This is a genomic window from Gordonia sp. NPDC003950, from assembly GCF_053605205.1.
In genome coordinates this window covers 170,368-192,593 of record NZ_JBSGIT010000002.1, presented here as the reverse complement: position 1 = coordinate 192,593, position 22,226 = coordinate 170,368, and the positions used below count along the sequence as shown (strand labels likewise).

The following is a 22,226-nucleotide window of genomic DNA, read 5'->3' as shown; positions in this document are numbered from 1 at the left end:
ATACTTCCCAATATGAGATGCGGGTCATAACGTCGAGGTATGAGTTCAGGCACCGATGTCGTCATTTGTTCGCCGTTGCGCACCCCGGTGGGTCGCATGGGTGGTTCGCTGGCCGCGCTGACGGTCACCGACCTCGCCACCACATTGCTGCGTGAACTGGTCGGCCGCACCGGCCTCGGCGAGGGCGACGTCGACGACGTCATCCTCGGACAGGGATACTCCAACGGCGAATCCCCGGCCATCGGACGGATCGCCGCCCTCGACGCCGGCCTCGGCATCGGGGTCCCGGGAATGCAGGTCGACCGACGCTGCGGATCGGGCCTGCAGGCCGTACTCAACGGCGCCTCGCAGATCGCCTCGGGTGGCGCGGATCTCGTCATCGCCGGTGGCGCCGAATCGATGTCGAACGTCGAACACTATGCGCTCGGCCTGCGCACCGGGGTGCGCCAGGGCGGGGTGGAGCTGATGGATCGTCTCGACCGTGGTCGGCTCACCGCCGGCGGCACCTCCCACCCGATCGCCGGTGGCATGATCGAGACCGCCGAGAACCTGCGTCGGAAGTACTCGATCAGCCGGGCCGAACAGGATGAGCTCGCGGTGCAGTCGCATCAGCGTGCCGTCGCCGCCCAGCAGGCCGGACGTTTCGACGACGAGATCGTGCCCGTCACCATTCCCGGTCGGCGTGGCAAGCCCGACACCGTCGTCGACCGGGACGAGCATCCCCGCGTCGACGCGAGCATCGAATCGATGACCAAGCTCCGACCCATCCGCGGGCGCCTCGACCCCGAGTCCACCGTCACCGCCGGCAATGCGTCCGGACAGAACGACGGCGCCGCCATGTGTGTCGTTGCCACCCGAGCCGCGGCCGAGAAGGCCGGTTTGACACCACTTCTCGCACTCAAGTCGTGGGCGGTCACCGGCTGCGCACCCGAGGAGATGGGCATCGGCCCGGTCGGCGCCACCGCCGCCGCCCTCGGTCGCGCCGGACTGACCCTCGATGAGATCGACCTCATCGAACTCAACGAGGCCTTCGCCGCACAGGTGCTCGCCGTGCTCGCCGAATGGAAGGTCGATCCCACCGACGAACGCCTCAACCCCAACGGATCCGGGATCTCGCTCGGTCACCCGATCGGCGCCACCGGCGGCCGCATCCTGGCCACCGCCGCCTACGAGGCGCGGCGCCGCGACGCCCGCCACGTCCTCGAGACCATGTGCATCGGCGGCGGGCAGGGGCTGGCCGCAGTATTCGAGGTGATCCGATGAGCGCCGTCGAGGTCGCCGCCTACGTCAGCGGTCGCGACGACGCCCCCGTGGTGGTGCTGTCGAATTCGCTGGGGTCCGACCATCGCATGTGGGACGCGCAGCTTCCGGAGTTGGAGAAGCACTTTCGGGTCGTTCGCTACGACACCCGCGGACATGGCGCCTCGCCGGTGCCGGCCGGACCCTACTCGATCGACGACCTCGCCGACGACGTGGTCGCCCTGCTCGATCGCCTCGGTGTCGCCTCTGCTCACGTGGTCGGGCTGTCGCTCGGCGGGATGACCGCCATGCGACTGGCCGTACGCAACCCGGACCGGGTCAACCGAATCGGATTGCTGTGCACCGCAGCGTATCTCCCGCCGGCAACGGGGTGGACAGACCGCGCCGCCACCGTTCGCGCCGGCGGTTCCGGTGCGGTGGCCGACGCCGTGCTGACGCGCTGGTTCAGCCCCGGATTCCTTGCCGACGATGCGAACTCGGATCGGTTGGATCATTTCCGGGAGATGATCGCCGCAACCCCCGGCGAGGGTTACGCCGGATGCTGCGAGGCCATCGCCGCGATGGATCAGCGGGCCGACATCTCCGCCATCACCGCGGCGACCCTGGCCATCGCCGGTGCCGACGACCCGGCCACCCCGCCGGAGATGCTGGCCGCCCTCGCCGATTCCGTTCCGGACGCGAAGCTGCTCGTCGTCGACGACGCCGCCCACCTGGCCAATGCCGAACAGCCCGACATCATCACCCCCGCCCTCATTGAACACCTGGAGTACTCATGAGCCTCGACAAAGTAGCCGCATCGGCCGCCGACGCGGTCGTCGACATCCCTTCGGGCGCAAGCATTGCCGTCGGCGGCTTCGGATTGTCGGGTATCCCGAAGTTCCTCATCGACGCACTGCTCGCGCAGGGTGCCGGACAGCTCACCATTGTCTCCAACAACTGCGGCGCCGACGGTGCCGGACTCGGACTTCTCTTGGAGGCCCGGCGAATCGACAAGGTGATCGCCTCCTACATCGGGGAGAACAAGGAATTCGGCCGGCAGTTCCTCGCGGGTGAGGTGACCGTCGAACTCACCCCGCAGGGGACGCTCGCCGAGCGGATGCGTGCCGGTGGCAGTGGCATCGGTGCGTTCTTCACACCGACCGGGGTCGGAACCCTGGTCGCCGAGGGTGGGCTGCCGTGGCGGTATCACGCCGACGGTTCCGTCGCGCTCGCGTCGCCGCCCAAGGAGGTGCGGACCTTCCACGGTCAGGAGATGGTGCTCGAGGAGTCCATCGTCACCGACTTCGCGTTGGTGCGTGCCGCCGTCGTCGACAAGGCGGGCAACTGCTGCTTCCATGCCGCCGCCCGCAACTTCAATCCGCCGGCCGCAATGTCGGGACGGGTCACCATCGTCGAGGCGGAGAAGGTCGTCGAGGTCGGTGAACTGGGTCCCGATCAGATCCACCTGCCCGGGATCTTCGTCAAGCGGGTCGTCGAGCTCACCCCGGAGCAGGCCTCCGACAAGGGGATCGAGCACCGCACCATCCGACAGCGGCCGGACGAGGCCGCTGCGCTCGTCTGAGTGCGCCGCCGATCACCCACGATCCATCACCACGTTCGAGGAGGACACCATGACCTGGACCCGCAACGAGATGGCCGCCCGCGCGTCGCGCGAACTGCGGCCCGGCGACTACGTCAACCTGGGTATCGGCCTGCCGACACTCATTCCCGATCACATGCCCGACGATTCCGACATCGTGCTGCACGCCGAGAACGGCATCCTCGGTGTGGGTCCGTTCCCGTACGACGATGAGGTCGATCCGGACCTCATCAACGCCGGCAAGCAGACGGTGTCGGTGCTCCCCGGCGCGTCATACTTCGATTCGGCCACCAGCTTTTCCATGATCCGTGGTGGTCACGTCGACGTCGCCGTCCTGGGCGGGATGCAGGTGTCGGCGGGTGGCGACCTGGCGAACTGGATGGTGCCCGGCGCGATGGTCAAGGGTATCGGCGGCGCGATGGATCTGGTCAACGGTGCCGGTCAGGTGATCGTGCTGATGGAGCATGTGAGCAAGAAGGGTGATCCAAAGCTGGTCGCCGAATGCTCGTTGCCGCTGACCGGGCGGTCGGTGGTCAGTCGTGTGATCACCGACCTCGGCGTGTTCGACGTCACCGGAACGGGATTCGACGTCGTCGAACTCGCCCCGGGTGTGGACTTCGCCACGGTCGAATCGAAAACCGGTGCGCCGGTGGTTGATCGGACCGCCGAGGGGCTCGGCGGTCAGGACCGCGAGGCGGCCAGCTCGGCGCGGGATCGCAGTCCGAGCTTGGCGTAGATCCGGGTGAGGTGGTACTGCACCGTCTTCGGGGAGATGTAGAGTTCGGCGGCCACCTCTCGGTTCGACAGTCCGCGGGCGACCAGCGGGGTGACCGCCTCCTCCTGCGGGGTGAGATCTGTCGCGTCGTTGTCGGTTCGGGTGGTGGCGCTGCGGGTAGTGCTGAGGCCGCCGGCCTTCAGTTCGCGATCACACCTGTCGACATAGGTTGTGGCACCCAGAGATTGGAATATCTCGCGGCCGGTGGCCATCACCGTGTCGGCGGCACGACGTTTTCCGGCGCGGCGTAGTGTCTGCCCGTAGGCGAAGTTGACCCGGGCGAGGTCGTATCGGAGTGGGAGTCCGTCGAGCAGTTCGAGCGACTCGTCGAAGGCGCGCCGCGCGGCATGGATGTCGCCGGTGGCGCCGAGGTATCGCCCACGCGCGTAGCCGATTCGCGCGGCTGCGGACCGGTGTTTGCGTTGCGCGGCGAGTTCCTCGAATGGACGCAGAAGTGCGTCGGCGGCGTCGAGTTGTCCGTCGATGACCAGGGCGTTGGCCAGCACATCCACCCACGGCCACCAGCCGGGCTCCACCAGTGCCGGTGTCGTGTCCGCCATCCGTCGAAGCGGTTCGAGGATGCGAATCACCCGGCCGTAGTCGGCGTCCGCCTCGGCGACGTGTGCGCGGGCCAACAGGAGTGGGATGCGCATGATCTCGTAGTCTCCGGCGGGCAATGTTGCCGCGGTGATGTGGAATTCGGCGCGTTCCCGATCGCCTCGCATCGAGTGGATGTGTGCGGCAGTCCAGTTGAGCAGTGGCGTGGCGACTTCGATGCCACCCTTGCGGGCGAGTTCGCGTCCCTGATCGACGGTGACGAGCGCCGAATCCCAGTCGCCGGTGAGGAACTGAACGCGGGCGAGCCATCCGAGTGCCCAGAGGGAGATGCGGTTGGAACCGCCGAGTTGGGCCATGGAGACCGCTGTTTCGAGGCTACTGCGCGCCGCGCCGATCTCATCAATGCCCAGTTCCAGCCACCCACGCCCCATGGTGACGCGCTGCGCCTGCGGACCGAATCGGACGCGCTCGGCGAGTTCGGTGTAGGAGGCGAGTGCGCCGCCCGGATCACCGGACCACGCCTGTCCGAGACCGCGGATGGCGGCGGCTTCGATACCCGCCGACGAGGTGTCGCCGGCCATCGCGATTGCGCGGTCGGCCCAGGCGACGAGTTCATCGCCGCGGCAGCGCACCAGATTGTGCAGGACGTAGCGTTGCGCGATGAGTGCGGCGACGTCGGGTTCGCGTTCGAAGTTGACGATGCCCCAGGCACGTTCGAGTCGGAGGGCGGCCTCGGCGGAACGACCACGCAGGATTGCGAGGTAGGCGAGGGTGGCGTCGCGCAGCGCGGTTTCACGGAGGCTCTCCACGGTCGGGACGAGGGCGGCCGCGCCGACGCAGTCACCGGCTGCGAGCAACGCGTCCACCGACAGGGTGGTCCGTAGTTCGCTCTGCAGTCGGTCGGAGGTGAGGCGGCCGGCCTGCCGGTACAGGTCGGCCGCCGCGGCCCATTCGCCGTCGGCGGCGCGGGTTCTGGCAAGGGCGTCGAGTTGGTCGGCGAGTTCGGCGTCGGGGACAGGGGATGCCGCCACGCGATGTCCGAGACTGCGGACCGGGTCCTCGATGAGGTCGGCTGCGCGACTGTGCATCTCACCGACGCGCCGAATGCCCATGACCTGCAGCACCGCCGTGTGGATGAGTGGATTGGTCGGCCGGGGTCGGGCGTCGGCGGGTGTCAGTGCGACAGTTGTCTGAATCAGGCCGCTGTTCAGTGCATCATCGAGAGCGGCCATGGCATCGTCGATGTGCGCCAATTCGATTGCTGTTCCCAGGGAGTCACCGTCATCCAGGATGCAGATTGCCTGAATGAGTTCTACGCCGGCAGCTGGGATCTGCCGCAGCCTGGTCCGGACTTCGTCGACGATATAACGCGGGGCAGGCAGTGCCAGATCGGCCCGCGACCACGCGCTGTTGGGTAGCTCTCCGAACAGGGCGATGACGTCTCGCGCGTTGCCGGCCGTGTGGTCGGCGAGCCGTTCGAGCACTGTGGGGTGGACGACGATGCCGCGTGACGCTGCGAGTTCTGCGATGGCGTGACGGGGCAGCCCGTCGAGAGCGATCGTATCGGCGAGCAGTGCCATCGTGGCCGGGGTGTGGGTGGTCACCGCGATCACGACAAGCAGTGGATTCCCGGCGGTATCGGTTCCGAGTTCGCGTATCGAATCGGAGTCGATCCCGTCGGCGTCGTCGAGAACACGTAGGGGGAGATGCTCGGATTCGGCACGTGCGGCGACGCGACGGAGCACGGTGCTCTTGCCGACGCCCGGCGGCCCGGTGATCACCAGAAACGCCGGATCGGTGAGGCCATCGGTGCGTTGCAGGATCTCGCCGATCTCGTCATCGCGACCGATGCAGCTGGCCTCGATGATCATCGCTCCATGGTAGGCGTTCGAGAGGAATGTGGGGTTCGGATCCGATTGCCGCAGCACCTCCATCTTTGCTGCTCATCGTCGGCTCGAGAACCCCATGGCCGTTGTCACTGTGGAATTGTCAAGGTACCGATGCGGTCCCGGCAGGCCGGGTGCGGGTTGGTTGGTCTGTTATCTATCGGTGAGGCAGGGCTGCTGGGTCACGTCGCTGGTTGCTACCCCGCAACCGGCGATGGGGACGCGTCCCCGCTGGCCGAGCCCCTTTGCCCGTTGGTCGAGCCCTTACTCCAGTGGTCGAGCCACCTTGCCCGCTGGTTGAGCCAGACGGAGCGCTAGCGGAGTCCGTGTCGTTTCGACGGAGCTCAACGCAAGGAGACCTCGCAAGGTAAGGCTGGAACTCGAATCCTCATGCCGCACCCGGCAATCCATCCAAGGTCATGGTCCTGCGGTGATAGGACCGCAACCACCTGCGTTGTGGGTCAACACTTTCCGGTGGGATCAACCACGGGTGGTGGTCGGCTCCCATGACGACGTCCCATCCGTTATGGTGGACATCGTCATGACAGGCTGTGCAGAGCAAAGCGCCGTTCTCCAAACAGGTTTCGCCGCCGTCGATCCAATGCACGATGTGGTGCGCCTGGCAGCGTGAGGCGGGTGCACCGCACTTGATGCACCCCTTATCCCGGTGCGTCAACGCTCGTCGTTGGGCCCGGTTGAACAACCGGATGGTGCGTCCGAGCGACAGGGGTACTTCGTCTTTGCTGACGATCATGACGCCGACGGTGGCGTCGCAGCACAGTTTGCGGGCGGTGGCTTCGGTGACCGATCCCATGAACTGCAGGGATGCCATGGAGGGTGTGCCGGTGGGGATGGTGAGGTTGATCAGTTCGGTGGGCATACGTGGTCCGTCGTCATCGCGATGCTCACCTCTGGCGGCGCGGGCTGCGGTGTCGAGGATGTTCTCCAGGGCGTCGGCACGCATCTGACCTGCGGTGCGCGGATCGCGGGACCCGTCGGGCTGGGGCCGTGGCGCCGACAGGACTTCGATCGCGGTCTTCAACTTCTCACCGAGCACGGCATGCAGGTTGCCGGTGACGGTGAGGCGTCCGTCGTCAGAATCCCGGAAGTCCAGAGTGTTGATGGAACGGTCCTCGCCGGCCGGTAAACCGTCGGTGTCGTCGGCCTGCTGGTTCCCGCGACTCTTGGCGTAGTCACGGATCTCGGCGGGGGTGAAACCGGCGGTGGCATGCCCGAGCAGGGCAATGCTGTGTGCGTCGCGTTCTTCGGCGGTGACAGGTTGTCCAGATCGCTTCTCGATGTGCGTCAATCCTCTCACGATGGCGTCGGCGTGTTCGGCGGACAGTGTGCCCAGTGAGGTGTGGCGGTGCACGCGGTCGATGTCGGGTGTGGTGCCCAGTCGGATCATGCGGGACGCGGAAGCCGGGGCGACACCCCACTCGTGCAACAACTCGTGGAGTCTGCGGCCCTCCTTCTCTGCGACCTTCAGGTGATCACAGAGTCCGACAAGCACACTGGCGTGGTGATCGACCAGATTGCGGATCAGCAGGATGGCGTGCAGCGCACTTTTTGCATCCTCGTGGGTGAGGCTGCCGGTGGTGAAGTCGAGTTCCGACAACAAGTCGATGGTGATGTCAAGTTCCCCCGATGTCATGTACACCACAATACGCCTCGTTGGCGGTCGGCGCAAGGGCCAGCTTTCCGAATCCTGTTGCTGTGCATAACTTTTGGTCTGTGGATAACGTGTTGTCGGCGCGATTATCTTGTCGGTGGGGTGTGGTATGGGGCGACACGTTCGTGGGAGATGTTGTGGTGGTGGGGGTTCCAGCCTCTCCTCACCTGGTCTCGACACGACCCTCCGCTAGCGCTCCGGGTCGGCTCGACCGGCGGGATGGGTCGGCTCGACCGGCGGGATGAGGTCGGCTCGACCGGTGTCACCGGTGGTCGAGGTGTAAGGAGCGCTAGCGACGAGCATCGAGACCTGTTGTGGTGGTGCTGGTTCCATAACAGAGTTGCCTTGCGTGGTCTGACCTCGACAAGCTCGGCCCGGCGGACGCGACCCTCCGTTTCGACGGAACTCAACGCGGCGGCTATCGCTCCGGGGCGGTTCGGCCGGCGGATGGGGTTGGCTCGGCCGGCGGGCTGGGGCCCCTCGACTCGCGGAAGGTCTGCTCGACCGGCGGGAGAGGAGTTGGCTCGACCCTTATCAAAGCGCTGTCAACGGAAATCAGAGCGCTGTCAACGTAATTCAGAGCGCTGTCAACGAAGGGATGAGCGCTGTCAGTGAGGGTGAGGGATGTCGGCGGGGTGGCGGTGCTTCAAGACGGCATCACCGCCGGACGTATGCCGTCCGGCGGTGATGGCGCTATTGAATTATGCAGCGTGGCAGACTATCCCAGGTCTCCACCGGCCACCGGCAGCACGCTGCCGGTGATGTAGGACGCCTCGTCGGAGGCGAGGAAGCAGATGGCCGCGGCCTGTTCGTCGAGGGTGCCGTAGCGCTTCATCAGTGACGATGCGACGGTTTGCTCGATGTGGGCATCGAACCATTGCTGCTCGGTCTCGCCGGTGGGGGTCGGCGTGCCGCGGGAGATTCTCCGCGGCGGTGCCTCGGTGCCACCTGGCGCGGTTGCGCATACTCGAATCCCGTTGTCGGCGTACTCCATGGCGAGGGAGGCGGTGATCGCGTTGATACCGCCCTTGGCCGCCGAGTACGGAATCCGGTTGATACCGCGGGTCGCCGCCGACGACACGTTCACGATCACGCCCGAGCCGTGTTCCACCATCGACGGCAGAACGGCGCGGCAGGCGTACAGCGTGGTCATCAACGACCGGTCGATCTCGGCGCGGATCTCGTCGTCGCTGAACTCGACGAACGGCTTGAAGTTGATCGCTCCACCGACATTGTTGATCAACACATCGACGCGACCGTAGGTCTCGATGGCCTTCGTCACCACCGATGCGGCACCGGAATAGGACTCCAGGTCCGCGATGGCCTCCACAGCCCGGCCGCCCAGTTCGGTGACGTCGGAGACCAACTCGGCGACGAGGTCGGATCGGTCGGCGCACACCAGCTTGCCGCCTTCGGCGGCGATGCGGCGTGCCGTCTGTGCACCGATGCCCTGAGCAGCGCCCGTCACCACGACGACCTTTCCGGCGAATCGGCCCGGCGTGATGAACTTGGGCCGCTTGGACGACATCTCGTCGGCCATCGCCCGCCGCATGGTCTGCTTCGATCGGTCGGCGTGGGCGGCGATGAGTCCGCGTGCCTTGGCACGGTTGCCCGAGGCGAAGGCGTCGACGATATCCACATGATCGCGCGCGCACAGCGGGTGGCACCAGGTGGCATTCCGGAGCACCTCTCCCATGCGGCCCTTGACACCCAGAGCCGTGTACGCGGCGAGCAGATGCTCATTGCCGGTCAGCGAGAACAGATAGTCGTGGAATGCGGCATTGGTCTCGGTGTACTCGGCCGCATCGACGAACGAGTCGCCCTTCACGTAGGGGAGGGTCGCCTCGGCGAGAAGCTGATAGCCGGCGAGCTGGCCGGTGGTCAGTCTGCCGAAGGTCAACTCCAGCGCTCCGAGTTCGAGTGCGGCGCGTGCCTCGAACAACGCGTCGGACTCGTAGATCCCCGGATGCTCCTCCCCGATCTCGTACCCCTGATCGGTGACAGTCGGCGCTGCAGGGGAATCCATCTGCGGCGCAGGATATTCTGCCACAAAGACTTCCACAGTCGAGGCCACTACCGCAGCAGGTTCGCCGAGTACGGGCTCGATCGACTCACCCGCGAACACGGTCTGTCCGGCGATGGCCCGCGCTCCGTCGACGGGTACGATCGAACCGTCGTCGGCGTCGAGGCCGATTCCGTTGCCGCTGTCGGTCCAGACCTGTTGTCCGGCAATGCGTCCGATCGCACCCGCGTCGTCGAGGTGGCCGGAGCCACCCGGCAACGCCCCAAGCGTGCTTTGCGGCAATACTTCCTGTCCGGCGATCGCGCGGGCGTCGCCGACCTCGAACACCGCTTCGTCGGTGATCTCGACAGGTGCAGCCGCATCGATGTCGGCATCATCCTCGCCCGCCACGGAGGCGGCGGGCTTCGCCGGTACCGCCAGCGCGAATTTCTCGTAGTAGAAGCCGACGGGTTCGATCCCGGCGTCGGACACGTGGGAGCGCACCGATTCCACCATCGGCGGCGGCCCCCACAGATAGATCGCCACATCACCGTCGTAGAGATGGTCCGGCGTGATGAGCGACATCACGTAACCCTTGTTGGCCGCGGTGCTCTTCGGGTCCGAGACGCAATGATCCCAGGTGAATCCGGGCAATTCCTGTGCGAAGTACTCGATCTCGTCCAGGGCGACGAGATCGGTGTCGGTGGACACCCCGTAGATCAGGTGCACCTTGCGGGAGGTGCTGTCGTCGTGCATCTTTCGCAACATCGACAAGATCGGTGCGAGACCGGTCCCGCCGGCCAGCAACAGCACCGGCCGAGTGGCCTCCCGCAGGAAGAACGAGCCGTGCGGTCCGGTGAAGGTGATCTCGTCGCCGCGCGCGGCCCGATCGGTCAGGTAATCTGACATCGCGCCACCGGGAGTCAGCTTCACCATGAAGACGAGTCGCTCCTCGTGCGGACCGTTCGCGAAGGAGTACGACCGGCGCAGCGGATTCCCGTCATCGTCGGCGGTGCCGGGCACCGCGATGTTGACGTACTGACCCGCAAGGAACGCCAGGTCACCACGATTGGAGATCTCGATACCGACCCGCATTGTCGACTCGGACAGCCGTTCCAGGCTCACGATGGTGCCGGTGAAATCACCGGCCGCGGTCTTGGCGATGTCCGACGTCGCGGCGATCTGCAAAACGAGATCCGACTGCGGCTTCATGCAGCAGGGCAGGGCGTACCCGTCGGCGGATTCGGCCTCCGACAACGCATCCTCGATGTAGGTGCCACCGTCGTACTCGCCGGATTCGCAGAACGCCTTGCACGTTCCGCACGCACCGTCACGGCAGTCCAGCGGGATGTTGATACGCGAACGATACGATGCGTCGGCGACGGTCTGATCCTCGCGGCAGGTGATGAAGCGAGTGACGCCGTCCTCGAAGGTCAATGCGACCTGATGGGTCGGCTTGCCGGTGGGCGCGCCGGCTCCGATTGACCCGGATGTCGTGGTGGGCGAGCCCTTCTCAGTGGTGACGGTCATGAGTGCCTCACCTGCTCAGAAGTGGTAGACATCCACCACGTGGTGAATGTAATCGTTCTTGAGCACGATCGTCTTACGTCGGATCAGCGGCGACTCCCCGGAGAAGTCGATCGTGTAGAAGGACGTCCCGTAGTACGGGTCGACGGTGTGATACCGGAAATACATGGTGTGCCAGTTGAATCGGACATCCACCAGGTCTCCGCGCCGTTCGATGACCTCCACGTTGTTGATGTTGTGACTCGTCCGCGGTTCGGGGATGGAGGTGGCCGACGACCGTTCGGTACGAATGCGGAAGACGCGATCCTCGAGCCCGCCCTTGTTGGGGTAGTAGATCAGGGAGATGTCCCGCTGGGGATTCTCGACGAGACGATCGTCGTCGTCCCACGACGGCATCCAGTAGACGACGTCGTCGGCGTAGCATTCGAGCCATTTCTCGAACTCTCGGTCGTCGAGATAGCGCGCCTCGCGGTAGAGGAACTGCTCGATCATGTTCTGCGTGATCAGCTTTGAGCCGGCCGCGTCGGTGGTGGTTGCAGTGGGAGTGGATGCAGTGGGAGTGGATGCAGCGGGGACGGATTCGGTGGTCATGAGGGGATATCCCTTCTGGGGAGGTGGGCTGGGGAGAACTCGGGCGGACCGATCAAACCGGATCGGCGTCCTCGGACTCGACGGCCGCACGCATCGTGTCGAGCCAGTAACCGTGCTGCACGGGATAGAGGCCCTCGTCCTCGTTCTTCATCCCGGCCGAGATGATCTCGTGCATCCCCAGGCTCTCGGCCACCGGATCGGGTCCGGTCAACCAGTGCTCGGCACCGCGGCTCATGTCGTTCCAGGGGGCGGCGGTCGCGCGGAAGGTCAGCTGGCAGGAACGGAATTCCTCCAGGTCGTCCGGGGTGGCCATGCCCGAGGCGTTGAAAAAGTCCTCGTATTGGCGGATGCGGTGTGCGCGCGCGGAATCGCTCTCACCCTTGGGGGCGATGCAGTAGATGGTGACCTCGGTCTTGTCCGGGGCGATGGGCCGGAAGTGGCGGATCTGCGTCGAGAACTGGTCCATCAGATAGACATTCGGGTACAGGCACAGGTTGCGCGAACCCTTCACCATGAATTCGCCCTTGGCGTCGCCGAATTGCTTCTTCAGGTCATCCATCTTGTCCCAGAGCGGGCGGTCCTGCGGGTTGGCGGCCCACGTCCACAGGCACAGGTGACCATGCGGGAACGACCAGTATCCGCCGCCGGACTTGCCCCAGCCGCCGGCGTCGAGGGCCTTGGTGTCGTTCTTCGACTCGCCGGTGTTGCGGCGCGAGGTGGTGGCGGCGTAGTTCCAGTGGGTGGCGGTGACGTGATAGCCGTCGGCGCCGTTCTCGGCCTGCACCTTCCAGTTGCCGTCGTAGGTATAGGTGGACGCACCGCGCAGCACCTCGAGGCCCTCGGGGGACTGGTCGACCAGCATGTCGATGACGACGCGCGTGTCGCCGAGGTGCTCCTCGAGGTCGACGACGTCGGGATTGAGGCTGCCGAACAGGAAGTCGCGGTAACTGCCGAACTTCGCGACCTTGGTCAGGTTGTGTGAACCGTTGACGTTGAAGGTGTCCGGGTAGCCGGCGTCGTCGGGATCCTTGACCTTCAGCAGGGTGCCGTCGTTGCGGAACGTCCAGCCGTGGAAGGGGCAGGTCAGCGTCATCCGGTTGTCGGTCTTGCGGCGGCAGATCATCGCCCCACGGTGGGCGCACGCGTTGATCAGGCAGTTCAGCTCGCCATCCTTGGAGCGGGTGATGACGACGGGCTGGCGGCCGATGTAGGTGGTGAAGTAGTCGCCGGGATTGGCCACCTGGCTTTCATGTGCGAGGTAGATCCAGTTGCCCTCGAAGATGTGGCGCATCTCGAGTTCGAAGATCTCCTCGTCGGTGAAGATGCGTCGGTTGGCGCGGTAGACGCCGGCCTGACGGTCATCGATGACGGCGTCGGAGAGCACCTTGCGGACGCGCTCCGACGGGGCAGACGAGGGAATGGTCGGCGCCGACTGGTTGGGGCGGTCGGTGACGGTCATGAACTACCTCCTATGTGGGCTGTATTTCAGACTCTGGCACGACGTGTTGGCGCTCACACTAGGGCTAACCCGAGTCCTGACCAGGTGTCCGATTGATCGATACTCGCGATCAATCGACCGAATATCGGTACTTGTGTGGTATGGATCAGGGTCCTACCGTGATTGATACGTGGCGTCGATCACAAGGGCCTCTTCCAGTGATCTGACCGAATGATCGAGGAGGTGGAGACATGGAACTACGGCATCTGCGGTACTTCGCAGCGGTGGCCGAGACCTGCCATTTCGGCCAGGCCGCGGCGACTTTGCATGTGGCGCAACCGGCCCTGTCCTACGCCATCCGCCAACTGGAGTCCGAACTCGATGCCACCCTGTTCAACCGCACCACCCGTCAGGTCTCGCTGACCCCGGCCGGTGAGTACCTCAAGGGCGAGGCGCACCGCATTCTCTCCGATGTCGACGACGCGGTCGACGGGGTCCGCCGCATCGCGGCCGGCCGCAGCGGAATGGTCCGCATCGGTTTGACCGGAATCGCGGCGTTCTCCCACCTGCCGCGAATCGCGCGCGCGGTCAAGGCGGCGCTGCCCGATGTGGAACTGCGCATCGTCTCCGACCTGCTGACACCGATGCAGTGCGCCGCGCTGGAAGCCCACGAGATCGACCTGGGTGTGCTGCGACCACCGGTGGTCGGCGAGGGCATCGAATTGCGCACCATCGACGTCGAATGCATGGTTCTGGTGGTCGCCTCCGATCACCGGCTCGCCATCGAACCGGTGGTGGCCACCTCGGACCTGCGCAACGAACCCTTCGTCATGTACGACAGTCGCGACTCCGCGGTCAACGATGCGACGTTCCGCACCTGCCGCCGAGCCGGTTTCGTTCCGCAACGAGCGCATGAGGCCTCGGGGACACCGGTCCTGCTCGCCCTCGTGGCGGCCGGCCTCGGCGTCGCGGTCCTGCCCGCATCGGTGCGCGCACTTCCCTTGGCGGGATTGGTGATCCGTGATCTCGTCGATGCCGGAACCACCGAGATCGCGCTGGCGTGGAATACCGGTGACGACAATCCCGTCGTCGAGTCCGTCGCCCGGGTGATCGGCGAGGCCTTCGACATGTCCTCAGCAACTCCGTCCTCCGCAGCACTTCCGTCCGCCACCGCTCTGCCGTCCTCCACAGCCCTGGGAGAGAATTCGTGAAAATCACTGAGATAGAGGCGATTCCGTTCGCCATCCCGTACCGCAAACCCTTGCGGTTCGCGTCCGGCGAGGTGTCGGTCGCCGAGCACGTCCTCGTGCGGGTGCACACCGACGAGGGCATCGTCGGTGTCGCCGAGGCACCTCCGCGTCCGTTCACCTACGGCGAGACCCAACGCGGCATCGTCGCCGTCATCGAGACCGTGTTCGCGCCACAGCTCGTCGGGCTTACCCTGCACGACCGCGAGGTCATGGTCGCCCGGCTGAACCGCACCGTCGGCAATCCCACCGCGAAAGCCGCTGTGGACATGGCGATCTGGGATGCGCTCGGCAAGACCCTCGAGCTTCCGGTCAGTGAACTCCTCGGCGGATTCACCGACCGCATGCGGGTCAGCCACATGCTCGGGTTCGACGATCCGGCGAAGATGGTGGCCGAGGCCGAGAGGATGCGCGATACCTACGGCATCTCCACGTTCAAGGTGAAGGTCGGACGACGCCCGGTGTCCCTCGACACCGCGGTCGTGCGTGCCCTGCGCGAACGTTTCGGCAACGAGATCGACCTCTACGTCGACGGTAATCGCGGGTGGTCGGCGTCGGAGTCGTTGCGCGCCATGAAGGAGATGGCCGACCTCGATCTGCTGTTCGCCGAGGAACTCAACCCCGCCGACGATGTGGTCGGAAGGCGATGGCTCGTCGAACAACTCGACGTCCCGTTCATTGCCGACGAGTCGGTGCCCACCCCGGCAGACGTCACCCGGGAGATCCTCGGCCGCAGCGCCACCGCGATCTCCATCAAGACCGCCCGCACCGGATTCACCTGGTCGCGGCGCGTGCATCACCTCGCCGAGGGCCTCGGCATCGAGGTCGTCATGGGCAATCAGATCGACGGTCAGGTCGGAACCGCCTGCGCACTGGCCTTCGGCGCGGCCTTCGAACTCACCTCGCGGTACGCCGGTGAACTGTCGAACTTCCTCGACATGAGCGACGACCTGCTCGTCGAACCCCTGCAGATCCATGACGGACGCCTGCACACGTCCCACCGCGCCGGCCTCGGCATCGAGATCGACCCGGACAAGCTCAGCCGCTACCGGATCGGATAGGAGAACGACACGACATGCTTTTCCACGTACGGATGGATGTGCGCATCCCGCACGACCTCGACCCGGATGTCCGGGCGCAGACCGTCGCCCGGGAGAAGGCCTACTCGCAGGATCTGCAGCGATCCGGCAAATGGCCCCACATCTGGCGGATCGTCGGTGAGTACTCGAACTACTCGATCTTCGACGTCGAGAGCAACGACGAACTGCACGCCATTCTGTCCGGTCTCCCACTCTTCCCCTACATGGACATCGCGGTGACCCCACTGGCCACCCATCCGTCCGACATCGCCGCGGGTTGATCACGCCGATCACCCCTGCGGAACCCGACGTTCACAGCCCGATCACGTTTCAGCACAAAGGAGTACCCATCATGACCAGCACCACCGACACCAGCTTCGACGCCGAGGTCACCGCCAAGGCCGCCGAATCCGGTGCCAACGCGTCCGCCCAGTTCGCCGAGCGGATGGCACATTCCGGACGGTCCGGCGTGGTCGACACCGCCCGCGTGGATCACCTCGCCTCCAAGGTGATCAAAGCCGTCACCGACATCGTCCTCGAGGACAAGGTCAGCTACGAGGAGTACAACGCCCTCAAGGCATGGCTGATCAAGGTCGGCACCGACGGCGAATGGCCGCTGTTCCTCGATGTCTGGATCGAGCACGCCGTCGAGGAGGTCGCCAGCGAGCACCGCGAGGGTTCCAAGGGCACCATCGAGGGCCCGTACTACATCCCGGATTCGCCCGAGGTGGCGTGGAACGGCACCATCCCGATGCGCGACGACGAGCCCGGTGACCCGCTGGTCTTCTCCGGTCAGGTGCGCGCGGTCGACGGCACCCCGCTGTCCGGCGCCAAGCTCGAACTGTGGCACGCCGACGATCTCGGCTTCTACTCACAGTTCGCTCCGGGACTGCCGGAATGGAATCTGCGCGCCACCTGGATCGCGAACGAGGACGGCCGTTTCGAGATCCACACCCTGCGTCCCGCGCCGTACATGATCCCGACCGACGGTGCCTGCGGTCAGCTCATCGCGGCGGCCGGCTGGCACGCGTGGCGTCCGGCGCATCTGCACTTCAAGGTGAGTGCCCCCGGCTACGAGCTGATCACCAGCCAGCTGTACTTCCCCGGCGACCCGCACAACGGTGACGACATCGCCTCGGCGGTCAAGCCCGAGCTGATGCTCGACGTCACGGAGAACCCGAACGGCGAGGGCTTCGTCACCGAGTACGACTTCGTGCTCGACCCGGAAGCCTGATCCGCCTCACGGCCTCCCCGCCGGTCGAGTAGGCCCGAGGTACACCGGCCGTATCGAGACCCCGCAAGCCGACAGCGATCTCGATCCGTCACCTCGCCCGCACTCGATCCGCGGAAGCCGTAATCCACACTCCCGAAAGGTGATTCCCATGCTCGTCGCACCCACCACGGTGGTGGCCGGCACGTCCTCGGACGATCTCGCCGCCGTCCGCACGCAGGCACGGTCGTGGCGTTCACCCGAGATCGGGATCACCGACCGCGACCTGACCGACGCCGCCCTGGCCGACCTCGTGGCCACGGCGTCGTCGGCGGGCGCGGAGTCCTTCGCCCGCGCGGTCACCGCGATCGCCTCGGCCCGGTCGGGGAGTTTCCCGGCGATCCCGCACATCGACGCCGCCGTCGAGATCATGCGGGAGTTCCTGCGGCACAACCTCATCGACGGATGGCTCTACGTCCGGGAATCCGACGGATACCTGCATCCATATCTGGTCATGGATCTCACCCTCGAACATGCCGATCGCACGCACGGTCCGCGGATCAAGTTCACGATGGAGGCCGATAACGCCACCGTCAAGCGCCCGTCGCGTAAGCCGCGGGTGCTGTACTTCGAGGAGACCGAGGTCGTCGGCAAGTCGCCGGGCGATGTCCTCGTCGCCGGCGGTGCGTACAAGGAAACCGCAGAACTGAAGGAGGAGTACGAGACCCGGCGTGCGCGCTACCAGTCGATCATCGACGACGGATTCGGGCGGCAGTACCGCTTCACCGGCCGGGTGATCCGCACCGACGACTACCGCTCCCCGAACAAGCGGGAGAACCGCAAGGTGGTCCACGACGTGGCGCCGGGGGAGATCGCGTCGCTGCGGATGGTGGCACCGTCGATCCTCTTCGGCGGTGACTCCTACGGGCCGGTGCCGGTGATCACCGCCGTGCGGGCCTTCGATCTCGGCGCCCAGGACTTCCTCGACGTCAACACCGGCGACCTCACCGAATACGTCTACGACGCCCACCTGCAGGACAAGCTGGTGCTGCCCGATGATCAGCGGGAACTGCTCAACATCCTCACCACCGACATCTCGGTGTTCACCGGCGACATCATCGACGGCAAGTCGGCGGGCAACGTCATCCTCGCGAAAGGCCGTCCCGGCGTGGGCAAGACGCTGACGGCCGAGGTCTACGCCGAGGTCACCGGCAGACCGCTCTACTCGATCCACTCCGGCTCGCTCGGCATCACCGCCGAGTTGGTCCGCAAGAACCTCGAGGTCATCTTCGACCGCGCCAAACGATGGGATGCGGTGCTGCTGCTCGACGAGGCCGACGTGTTCGTCATGGAACGCGGCCTGGATCTCTCACAGAACGCGATCGTCGCCGAATTCCTGCGCACACTGGAGTATTTCGACGGTCTGCTGTTCCTGACCACCAACCGCATCGATGGTGTCGACGAGGCCATCCTGGCCCGCTGCGCGGCCGTCATCGAGTATCAGCCACCCGGTCCGAAGGACGCGCGTCAGGTGTGGCAGATCCTGGCGGCGGGCAACGACGTGACGCTCGAGGAGAGCCTGCTCGATGATCTGGTCGGCGGCTTCCCCGACATCACCCCGCGCGACATCAAGATGCTTCTGCGGTTGGCGCTTCGGATGGCCAAGCACCGCGGTACCGACCTCGATCCCGAAGTGTTCGCGAGCAGTGCACGGTTCCGCGGGCTGCACTACGTGCCGGCTGCCGACCGCGAATAGTCACTACCCTGGATGTGTGGAGTACCGCTTCGAGATCGTGACGTTGCTGCGTTCACCGCGGCACGCCTACTTCGGTCGCCCGAAGGACGGTCCGGCCGACGACGTCGACACCGAGACGCCCCAGTCGGTGGAGATCGTCGCCGACAAGGGCATCGTCGGCGACCGATTCTTCGGTGTCCGCGCGCACACCGAGGCCGCGGTCACCTTTCTGGCGATCGAGGCGTGGCAGGCCGCTGCCGGTGACGCGAATCCTGTACTGGCGCGCCGCAACATCCTGGTCCGCGGACTCGAAATCGATCCGCTACGGGGACGGGAGTTCACCATCGACTCCGGCGACGGGCCCATCCGTTTTCGCGGTGGACGGCCGGCGCACCCGTGTGCGTGGATGGACACCACCGCGGGCGACGGCGTGCGCAAGGCGCTGATCGGCCGGGGCGGGCTGCGGGCGCAACCACTGACCTCCGGTGTGCTGCACGTCGGTTCGGCCGTCATCGACTGCGACGTCGCACTCGATCCGGCACGGGCGGCGGATCAGGTGCGGCGTGCGCAGCCTCTGACGTAGGCGAGCCTGCCGTCTCGGCGTGAGGTAGCGCGCGTCCGGACCGTGCTGAGCCAGAACGGGCACCGTGTGCGCGACGATGACGATCCATGTGGTTCCGCCCAGCAACAACGGTTTCTCGTTGAAGCCGATCAACAGTCCCAGGCCGATCGCCACCGACGGCACCGCGATCGGGAAGTGGAAGACCGTGTCGGCGAGGTGATCGAGCGGACCCGATGCCGAGCGGCCGTCAGCGCGGCCCAGGGACCCAACACCAGCGCGAAAACACCGGCGATGAACGCGGTTCAAAGACTCACCGACACGTCTCCTCGAATCGACCACGGCGATGCCGATGATCCTGCTCAATCGGCGTTCCCTGGACACCGGGGAAGGCCGATCGAGAGGGTGCGATCGCTGTATCGCGGCGACCGGGTGGCCTTCCGTGCCATCCTGCGGGCGTGACGCCCGGGGTCAACCGGCCAAAGCGCGCAGGAAGAACCCGAGATTCGCCGGCTTCTCGGCCAGGCGCCGCACGAAGTAGCCGTACCATTCCTGACCATAAGGGATGTACACACGCACGCCCTCGCCGTCGGCGGCGAGGCGTCGCTGCTCGTCGGTGCGGATGCCGTAGAGCATCTGGTGTTCCCAGGATTCGGGTGCCCGCCCGAACTCCGCGGCCATCAGTTGCGCGGCTTCGATGATCGTCGGATCGTGGCTGGCCACCATCGGATACCCGTTGCCCTTCATCAGGATTCGCAGGCACCGCAGGTACGCCTCGTCGATCTGTGTACGCTCCGGATAGGCCACCGAGGCGGGTTCGGCATATGCCCCCTTGCACAACCGGATTCGTGCCCCCGACGCCGCGAACTCGGTGCAGTCGTCCTTGGTGCGGCGCAGATACGCCTGCAGCACGGTACCGAGGCCAGGAAATTCCCGACGCAGCGATCGCACGATCTGCAGCCGTTCGTCGACGGTGGTGTGGTCCTCCGCATCGATGGTGACCAGGACGTCGCTGCGTGCCGCCGCGGCGCAGATGGTGTGAGCGTTCTCCTCGGCGATCTTGGCGCCGTGCTGCGGCAACGACTGCCCCAGGGCGGTCAGTTTGAGCGACACCTCCAGTTGGCCGTGTTCGTGTGGCAAGCGTGACATCGTCTGCAGTAGAGCAAGATACGCCTCGACGGTGGCGGTGGCCTGCGCCTCATCGGTGGTGTCCTCGCCGAGAAAGTCGATGGTGACCGACAGTCCGTCGTCGAGGGAGCGGCGGATGGCGGCCTCCACCTCGGGGAGGGTTACGCCGGGCACGAATCGGTTGACCACCCGCTCGGTGACCGGCAAGCGTCGCGAGGTCTCCTTGATGCGGTCGCTTGCTGCAGCCTTCATGATGACCGGCCGCAGGACGGAGTCGAAGAGGGTACTCATGGATGCTCCAAGTCACTCGGACCGCATGTGCGGATAGCCGGATTCGGTTGGTGGGACAAAGGTTTCCTTGATGGTGCGGGTGGAGGTCCAGCGCATCAGGTTGGCCTTCGAGCCGGCCTTGTCGTTGGTGCCGGATGCACGTCCGCCACCGAACGGTTGCTGGCCGACGACGGCGCCGGTGGGCTTGTCGTTGATGTAGAAGTTGCCCGCGGCGTTGCGCAGCACATCCGACGCGGTGGCCACGGCGGCGACGTCGGTGGCGACGATCGATCCGGTGAGAGCGTATCGGGCGCTGGAATCGACTGCCCGCAGTGTCTTCTCGAAGTCGGCGTCGTCGTAGACGTGTACCGACAGGATCGGACCGAAGTATTCGGTGGTGAACGCCTCGTCGGTCGGGTCATCACCGAGCAGGACGGTGGGTCGGACGAAGAAGCCCTCTGAGTCGTCGCACTGGCCGCCGACGGCGACGGTCATCGTCGGTACGGTCTTGGCCCGGTCGATGGCCGCCACGTGCTTGTCGAAGGCCCGGCGGTCGATGACCGCGCCGCCGAAGTTGCTCAGGTCGCGGACGTCACCGTAAGTGAGTTCGGCTGCCTCGGTGAGGAAGTCGTCACCCATCTGCGCCCACACCGAACGTGGGACGTACGCCCGCGATGCGGCCGAGCACTTCTGCCCCTGATATTCGAAGGCGCCGCGAATCATGGCGGTGCGCAACACATCCGGATCGGCCGACGAATGGGCGACGATGAAATCCTTGCCGCCGGTCTCGCCGACGAGACGCGGATAGTTGCGGTAGGTGTCGATGTGCGTGCCGACCTCGCGCCACAGATGCTGGAAGGTGGTCGTCGATCCGGTGAAGTGGATGCCGGCGAGGTTCGGATCGGCCAGTGCCACATCGGACACCGCGATACCGTCGCCGTGCACGAGGTTGATGACCCCGGCCGGAAGTCCGGCGGCCTCGAGAAGCGCCATGGTGAGGTGGGCGGAGTACGCCTGCGTCGGGGACGGCTTCCACACCACCGTGTTGCCCATCAGCATCGGTGCGGTGGGCAGATTGCCGGCGATGGCGGTGAAGTTGAACGGGGTGATCGCGTAGACGAAGCCGTCGAGAGGGCGATGGTCGAGGCGATTCCACACACCCGGTGAGGAGACCGGCTGCTCGGCCAGGATCTCGCGGGCGAAGGCGACGTTGAATCGCCAGAAGTCGACCAATTCACACGGTGCGTCGATCTCGGCCTGCTGCACCGTCTTCGACTGACCGAGCATGGTGGCCGCGGCGATGCGTTCGCGCCACGGCCCGGAGAGGAGATCTGCGGCGCGCAACAAGACCGCGGCTCGGTCGTCGAAGCTGGTGCGAGCCCAGTCGCGGCCGGCCTTGAGCGCGGCGTCGACGGCGTCGCGGGCGTCATCGTGCGTGGCGTTCGCGATGGTGGCGAGTACCTCGCGGTGAGCGTGGGGCTGGACGACCGGAGTGCGGTCACCGGAACCGGTGCGCGTGGCCCCGCCGATGACGTGGGGGAGTTCGACGGGGCTCGCCTGCGACTGGCGGTCGAGTTCGGCGACGATTCTGCCCCGTTCCGGCGTGCCCGGGGCGTAGGTGTGTACCGGCTCATTCGCCGGGCGTGGGGGTGTGGTGATGGCGTCCATGGAGCCATTTCACGTGGGCGCGCCCACAAAATCGATGGAGCA

17 protein-coding genes and 2 pseudogenes are annotated in these 22,226 nt (G+C 65.9%); 11 read left to right on the top strand and 8 right to left on the bottom strand.

Going from position 1 to position 22,226, the window contains the following annotated elements:
* Positions 1–39 precede the first annotated feature (39 nt).
* From ACWETB_RS02590 to ACWETB_RS02575, 4 genes are read left to right on the top strand one after another with little or no spacing between them, the layout of a single operon-like run.
* Positions 40–1,263 (top strand): acetyl-CoA C-acetyltransferase, encoded by a 1,224-nt coding sequence (locus ACWETB_RS02590; RefSeq protein WP_452209084.1) that lies wholly within the window; start codon positions 40–42, stop codon positions 1,261–1,263.
* Positions 1,260–2,036, top strand: a complete 777-nt coding sequence (gene pcaD, locus ACWETB_RS02585) for a 3-oxoadipate enol-lactonase (protein WP_452209082.1) — start codon at positions 1,260–1,262, stop codon at positions 2,034–2,036. The genes ACWETB_RS02590 and pcaD overlap by 4 nt, the downstream gene beginning before the upstream one ends.
* The gene (locus ACWETB_RS02580; RefSeq protein ID WP_452209080.1) at positions 2,033–2,821 is read left to right on the top strand and encodes a CoA transferase subunit A; all 789 of its coding nucleotides are present in this window, start codon (positions 2,033–2,035) and stop codon (positions 2,819–2,821) included. The genes pcaD and ACWETB_RS02580 overlap by 4 nt, the downstream gene beginning before the upstream one ends.
* 49 nt (positions 2,822–2,870) lie before the next feature.
* A complete protein-coding gene (locus ACWETB_RS02575) occupies positions 2,871–3,575 on the top strand; it encodes a 3-oxoacid CoA-transferase subunit B (RefSeq protein WP_452209078.1) in 705 nt (234 codons plus the stop codon).
* On the opposite strand, the gene ACWETB_RS02570 is transcribed toward ACWETB_RS02575, so the two are convergent.
* The 5 genes from ACWETB_RS02570 to benA all read right to left on the bottom strand — a co-directional run bounded on the left by ACWETB_RS02570 (position 3,521) and on the right by benA (position 13,309).
* Entirely contained in the window at positions 3,521–6,043 is a 2,523-nt protein-coding gene (locus tag ACWETB_RS02570; RefSeq protein ID WP_452209076.1) for a LuxR C-terminal-related transcriptional regulator, read from the bottom strand. The genes ACWETB_RS02575 and ACWETB_RS02570 overlap by 55 nt on opposite strands.
* A 403-nt stretch (positions 6,044–6,446) precedes the next feature.
* A complete protein-coding gene (locus ACWETB_RS02565) occupies positions 6,447–7,712 on the bottom strand; it encodes a DUF222 domain-containing protein (protein WP_452209074.1) in 1,266 nt (421 codons plus the stop codon).
* Between the two features lie 736 nt (positions 7,713–8,448).
* A complete protein-coding gene (gene benC, locus ACWETB_RS02560) occupies positions 8,449–11,262 on the bottom strand; it encodes a benzoate 1,2-dioxygenase electron transfer component BenC (protein ID WP_452209072.1) in 2,814 nt (937 codons plus the stop codon).
* 15 nt (positions 11,263–11,277) lie between these two features.
* Positions 11,278–11,850: a benzoate 1,2-dioxygenase small subunit gene (gene benB / locus ACWETB_RS02555; protein ID WP_348809419.1), complete on the bottom strand. Its 573-nt coding sequence runs from the start codon at positions 11,848–11,850 to the stop codon at positions 11,278–11,280.
* A gap of 52 nt (positions 11,851–11,902) precedes the next feature.
* Entirely contained in the window at positions 11,903–13,309 is a 1,407-nt protein-coding gene (gene benA, locus ACWETB_RS02550; RefSeq protein ID WP_452209070.1) for a benzoate 1,2-dioxygenase large subunit, read from the bottom strand.
* A 230-nt stretch (positions 13,310–13,539) separates the two neighbouring features.
* Between benA and ACWETB_RS02545 the strand changes: the two genes are divergently transcribed.
* From ACWETB_RS02545 to ACWETB_RS02520, 6 genes are all read left to right on the top strand, one after another.
* Complete coding sequence (locus ACWETB_RS02545; RefSeq protein WP_452209068.1) at positions 13,540–14,499, top strand: LysR substrate-binding domain-containing protein; 960 nt, start codon at positions 13,540–13,542, stop codon at positions 14,497–14,499.
* On the top strand, positions 14,496–15,596 hold the full coding sequence (locus tag ACWETB_RS02540) for a mandelate racemase/muconate lactonizing enzyme family protein (RefSeq protein ID WP_452209066.1): 1,101 nt from the start codon (positions 14,496–14,498) through the stop codon (positions 15,594–15,596). Before ACWETB_RS02545 ends, ACWETB_RS02540 begins: the two co-directional genes overlap by 4 nt.
* Before the next feature lie 14 nt (positions 15,597–15,610).
* Entirely contained in the window at positions 15,611–15,895 is a 285-nt protein-coding gene (catC, locus tag ACWETB_RS02535) for a muconolactone Delta-isomerase (RefSeq protein WP_452209064.1), read from the top strand.
* 71 nt (positions 15,896–15,966) lie between these two features.
* The gene (gene catA, locus ACWETB_RS02530) at positions 15,967–16,848 is read left to right on the top strand and encodes a catechol 1,2-dioxygenase (RefSeq protein ID WP_452209062.1); all 882 of its coding nucleotides are present in this window, start codon (positions 15,967–15,969) and stop codon (positions 16,846–16,848) included.
* Positions 16,849–16,996: 148 nt separating this feature from the next.
* Entirely contained in the window at positions 16,997–18,580 is a 1,584-nt protein-coding gene (locus ACWETB_RS02525) for an AAA family ATPase (protein WP_452209060.1), read from the top strand.
* A 16-nt stretch (positions 18,581–18,596) separates the two neighbouring features.
* Positions 18,597–19,142 carry a molybdenum cofactor biosysynthesis protein gene (locus tag ACWETB_RS02520; protein ID WP_452209058.1) on the top strand — a complete coding sequence of 182 codons (546 nt, stop codon included), beginning with the start codon at positions 18,597–18,599 and terminating at the stop codon, positions 19,140–19,142.
* A 48-nt stretch (positions 19,143–19,190) separates the two neighbouring features.
* Here the strand turns inward: ACWETB_RS02520 and ACWETB_RS02515 are convergent.
* Positions 19,191–19,423: pseudogene (locus ACWETB_RS02515) on the bottom strand (ABC transporter permease); the annotation flags it as partial.
* 20 nt (positions 19,424–19,443) lie between these two features.
* Between ACWETB_RS02515 and ACWETB_RS02510 the strand changes: the two are divergent.
* Positions 19,444–19,580 (top strand): annotated as a pseudogene (locus ACWETB_RS02510) (UTRA domain-containing protein); the annotation flags it as partial.
* Between the two features lie 9 nt (positions 19,581–19,589).
* Here the strand turns inward: ACWETB_RS02510 and ACWETB_RS02505 are convergent.
* Both ACWETB_RS02505 and pruA read right to left on the bottom strand, forming a co-directional pair.
* Positions 19,590–20,537, bottom strand: coding sequence for a proline dehydrogenase family protein (locus tag ACWETB_RS02505; protein ID WP_452209056.1), 948 nt, complete (start codon positions 20,535–20,537; stop codon positions 19,590–19,592).
* Between the two features lie 12 nt (positions 20,538–20,549).
* Entirely contained in the window at positions 20,550–22,184 is a 1,635-nt protein-coding gene (gene pruA / locus ACWETB_RS02500; RefSeq protein WP_452209054.1) for an L-glutamate gamma-semialdehyde dehydrogenase, read from the bottom strand.
* Between the last annotated feature and the right edge of the window lie 42 nt (positions 22,185–22,226).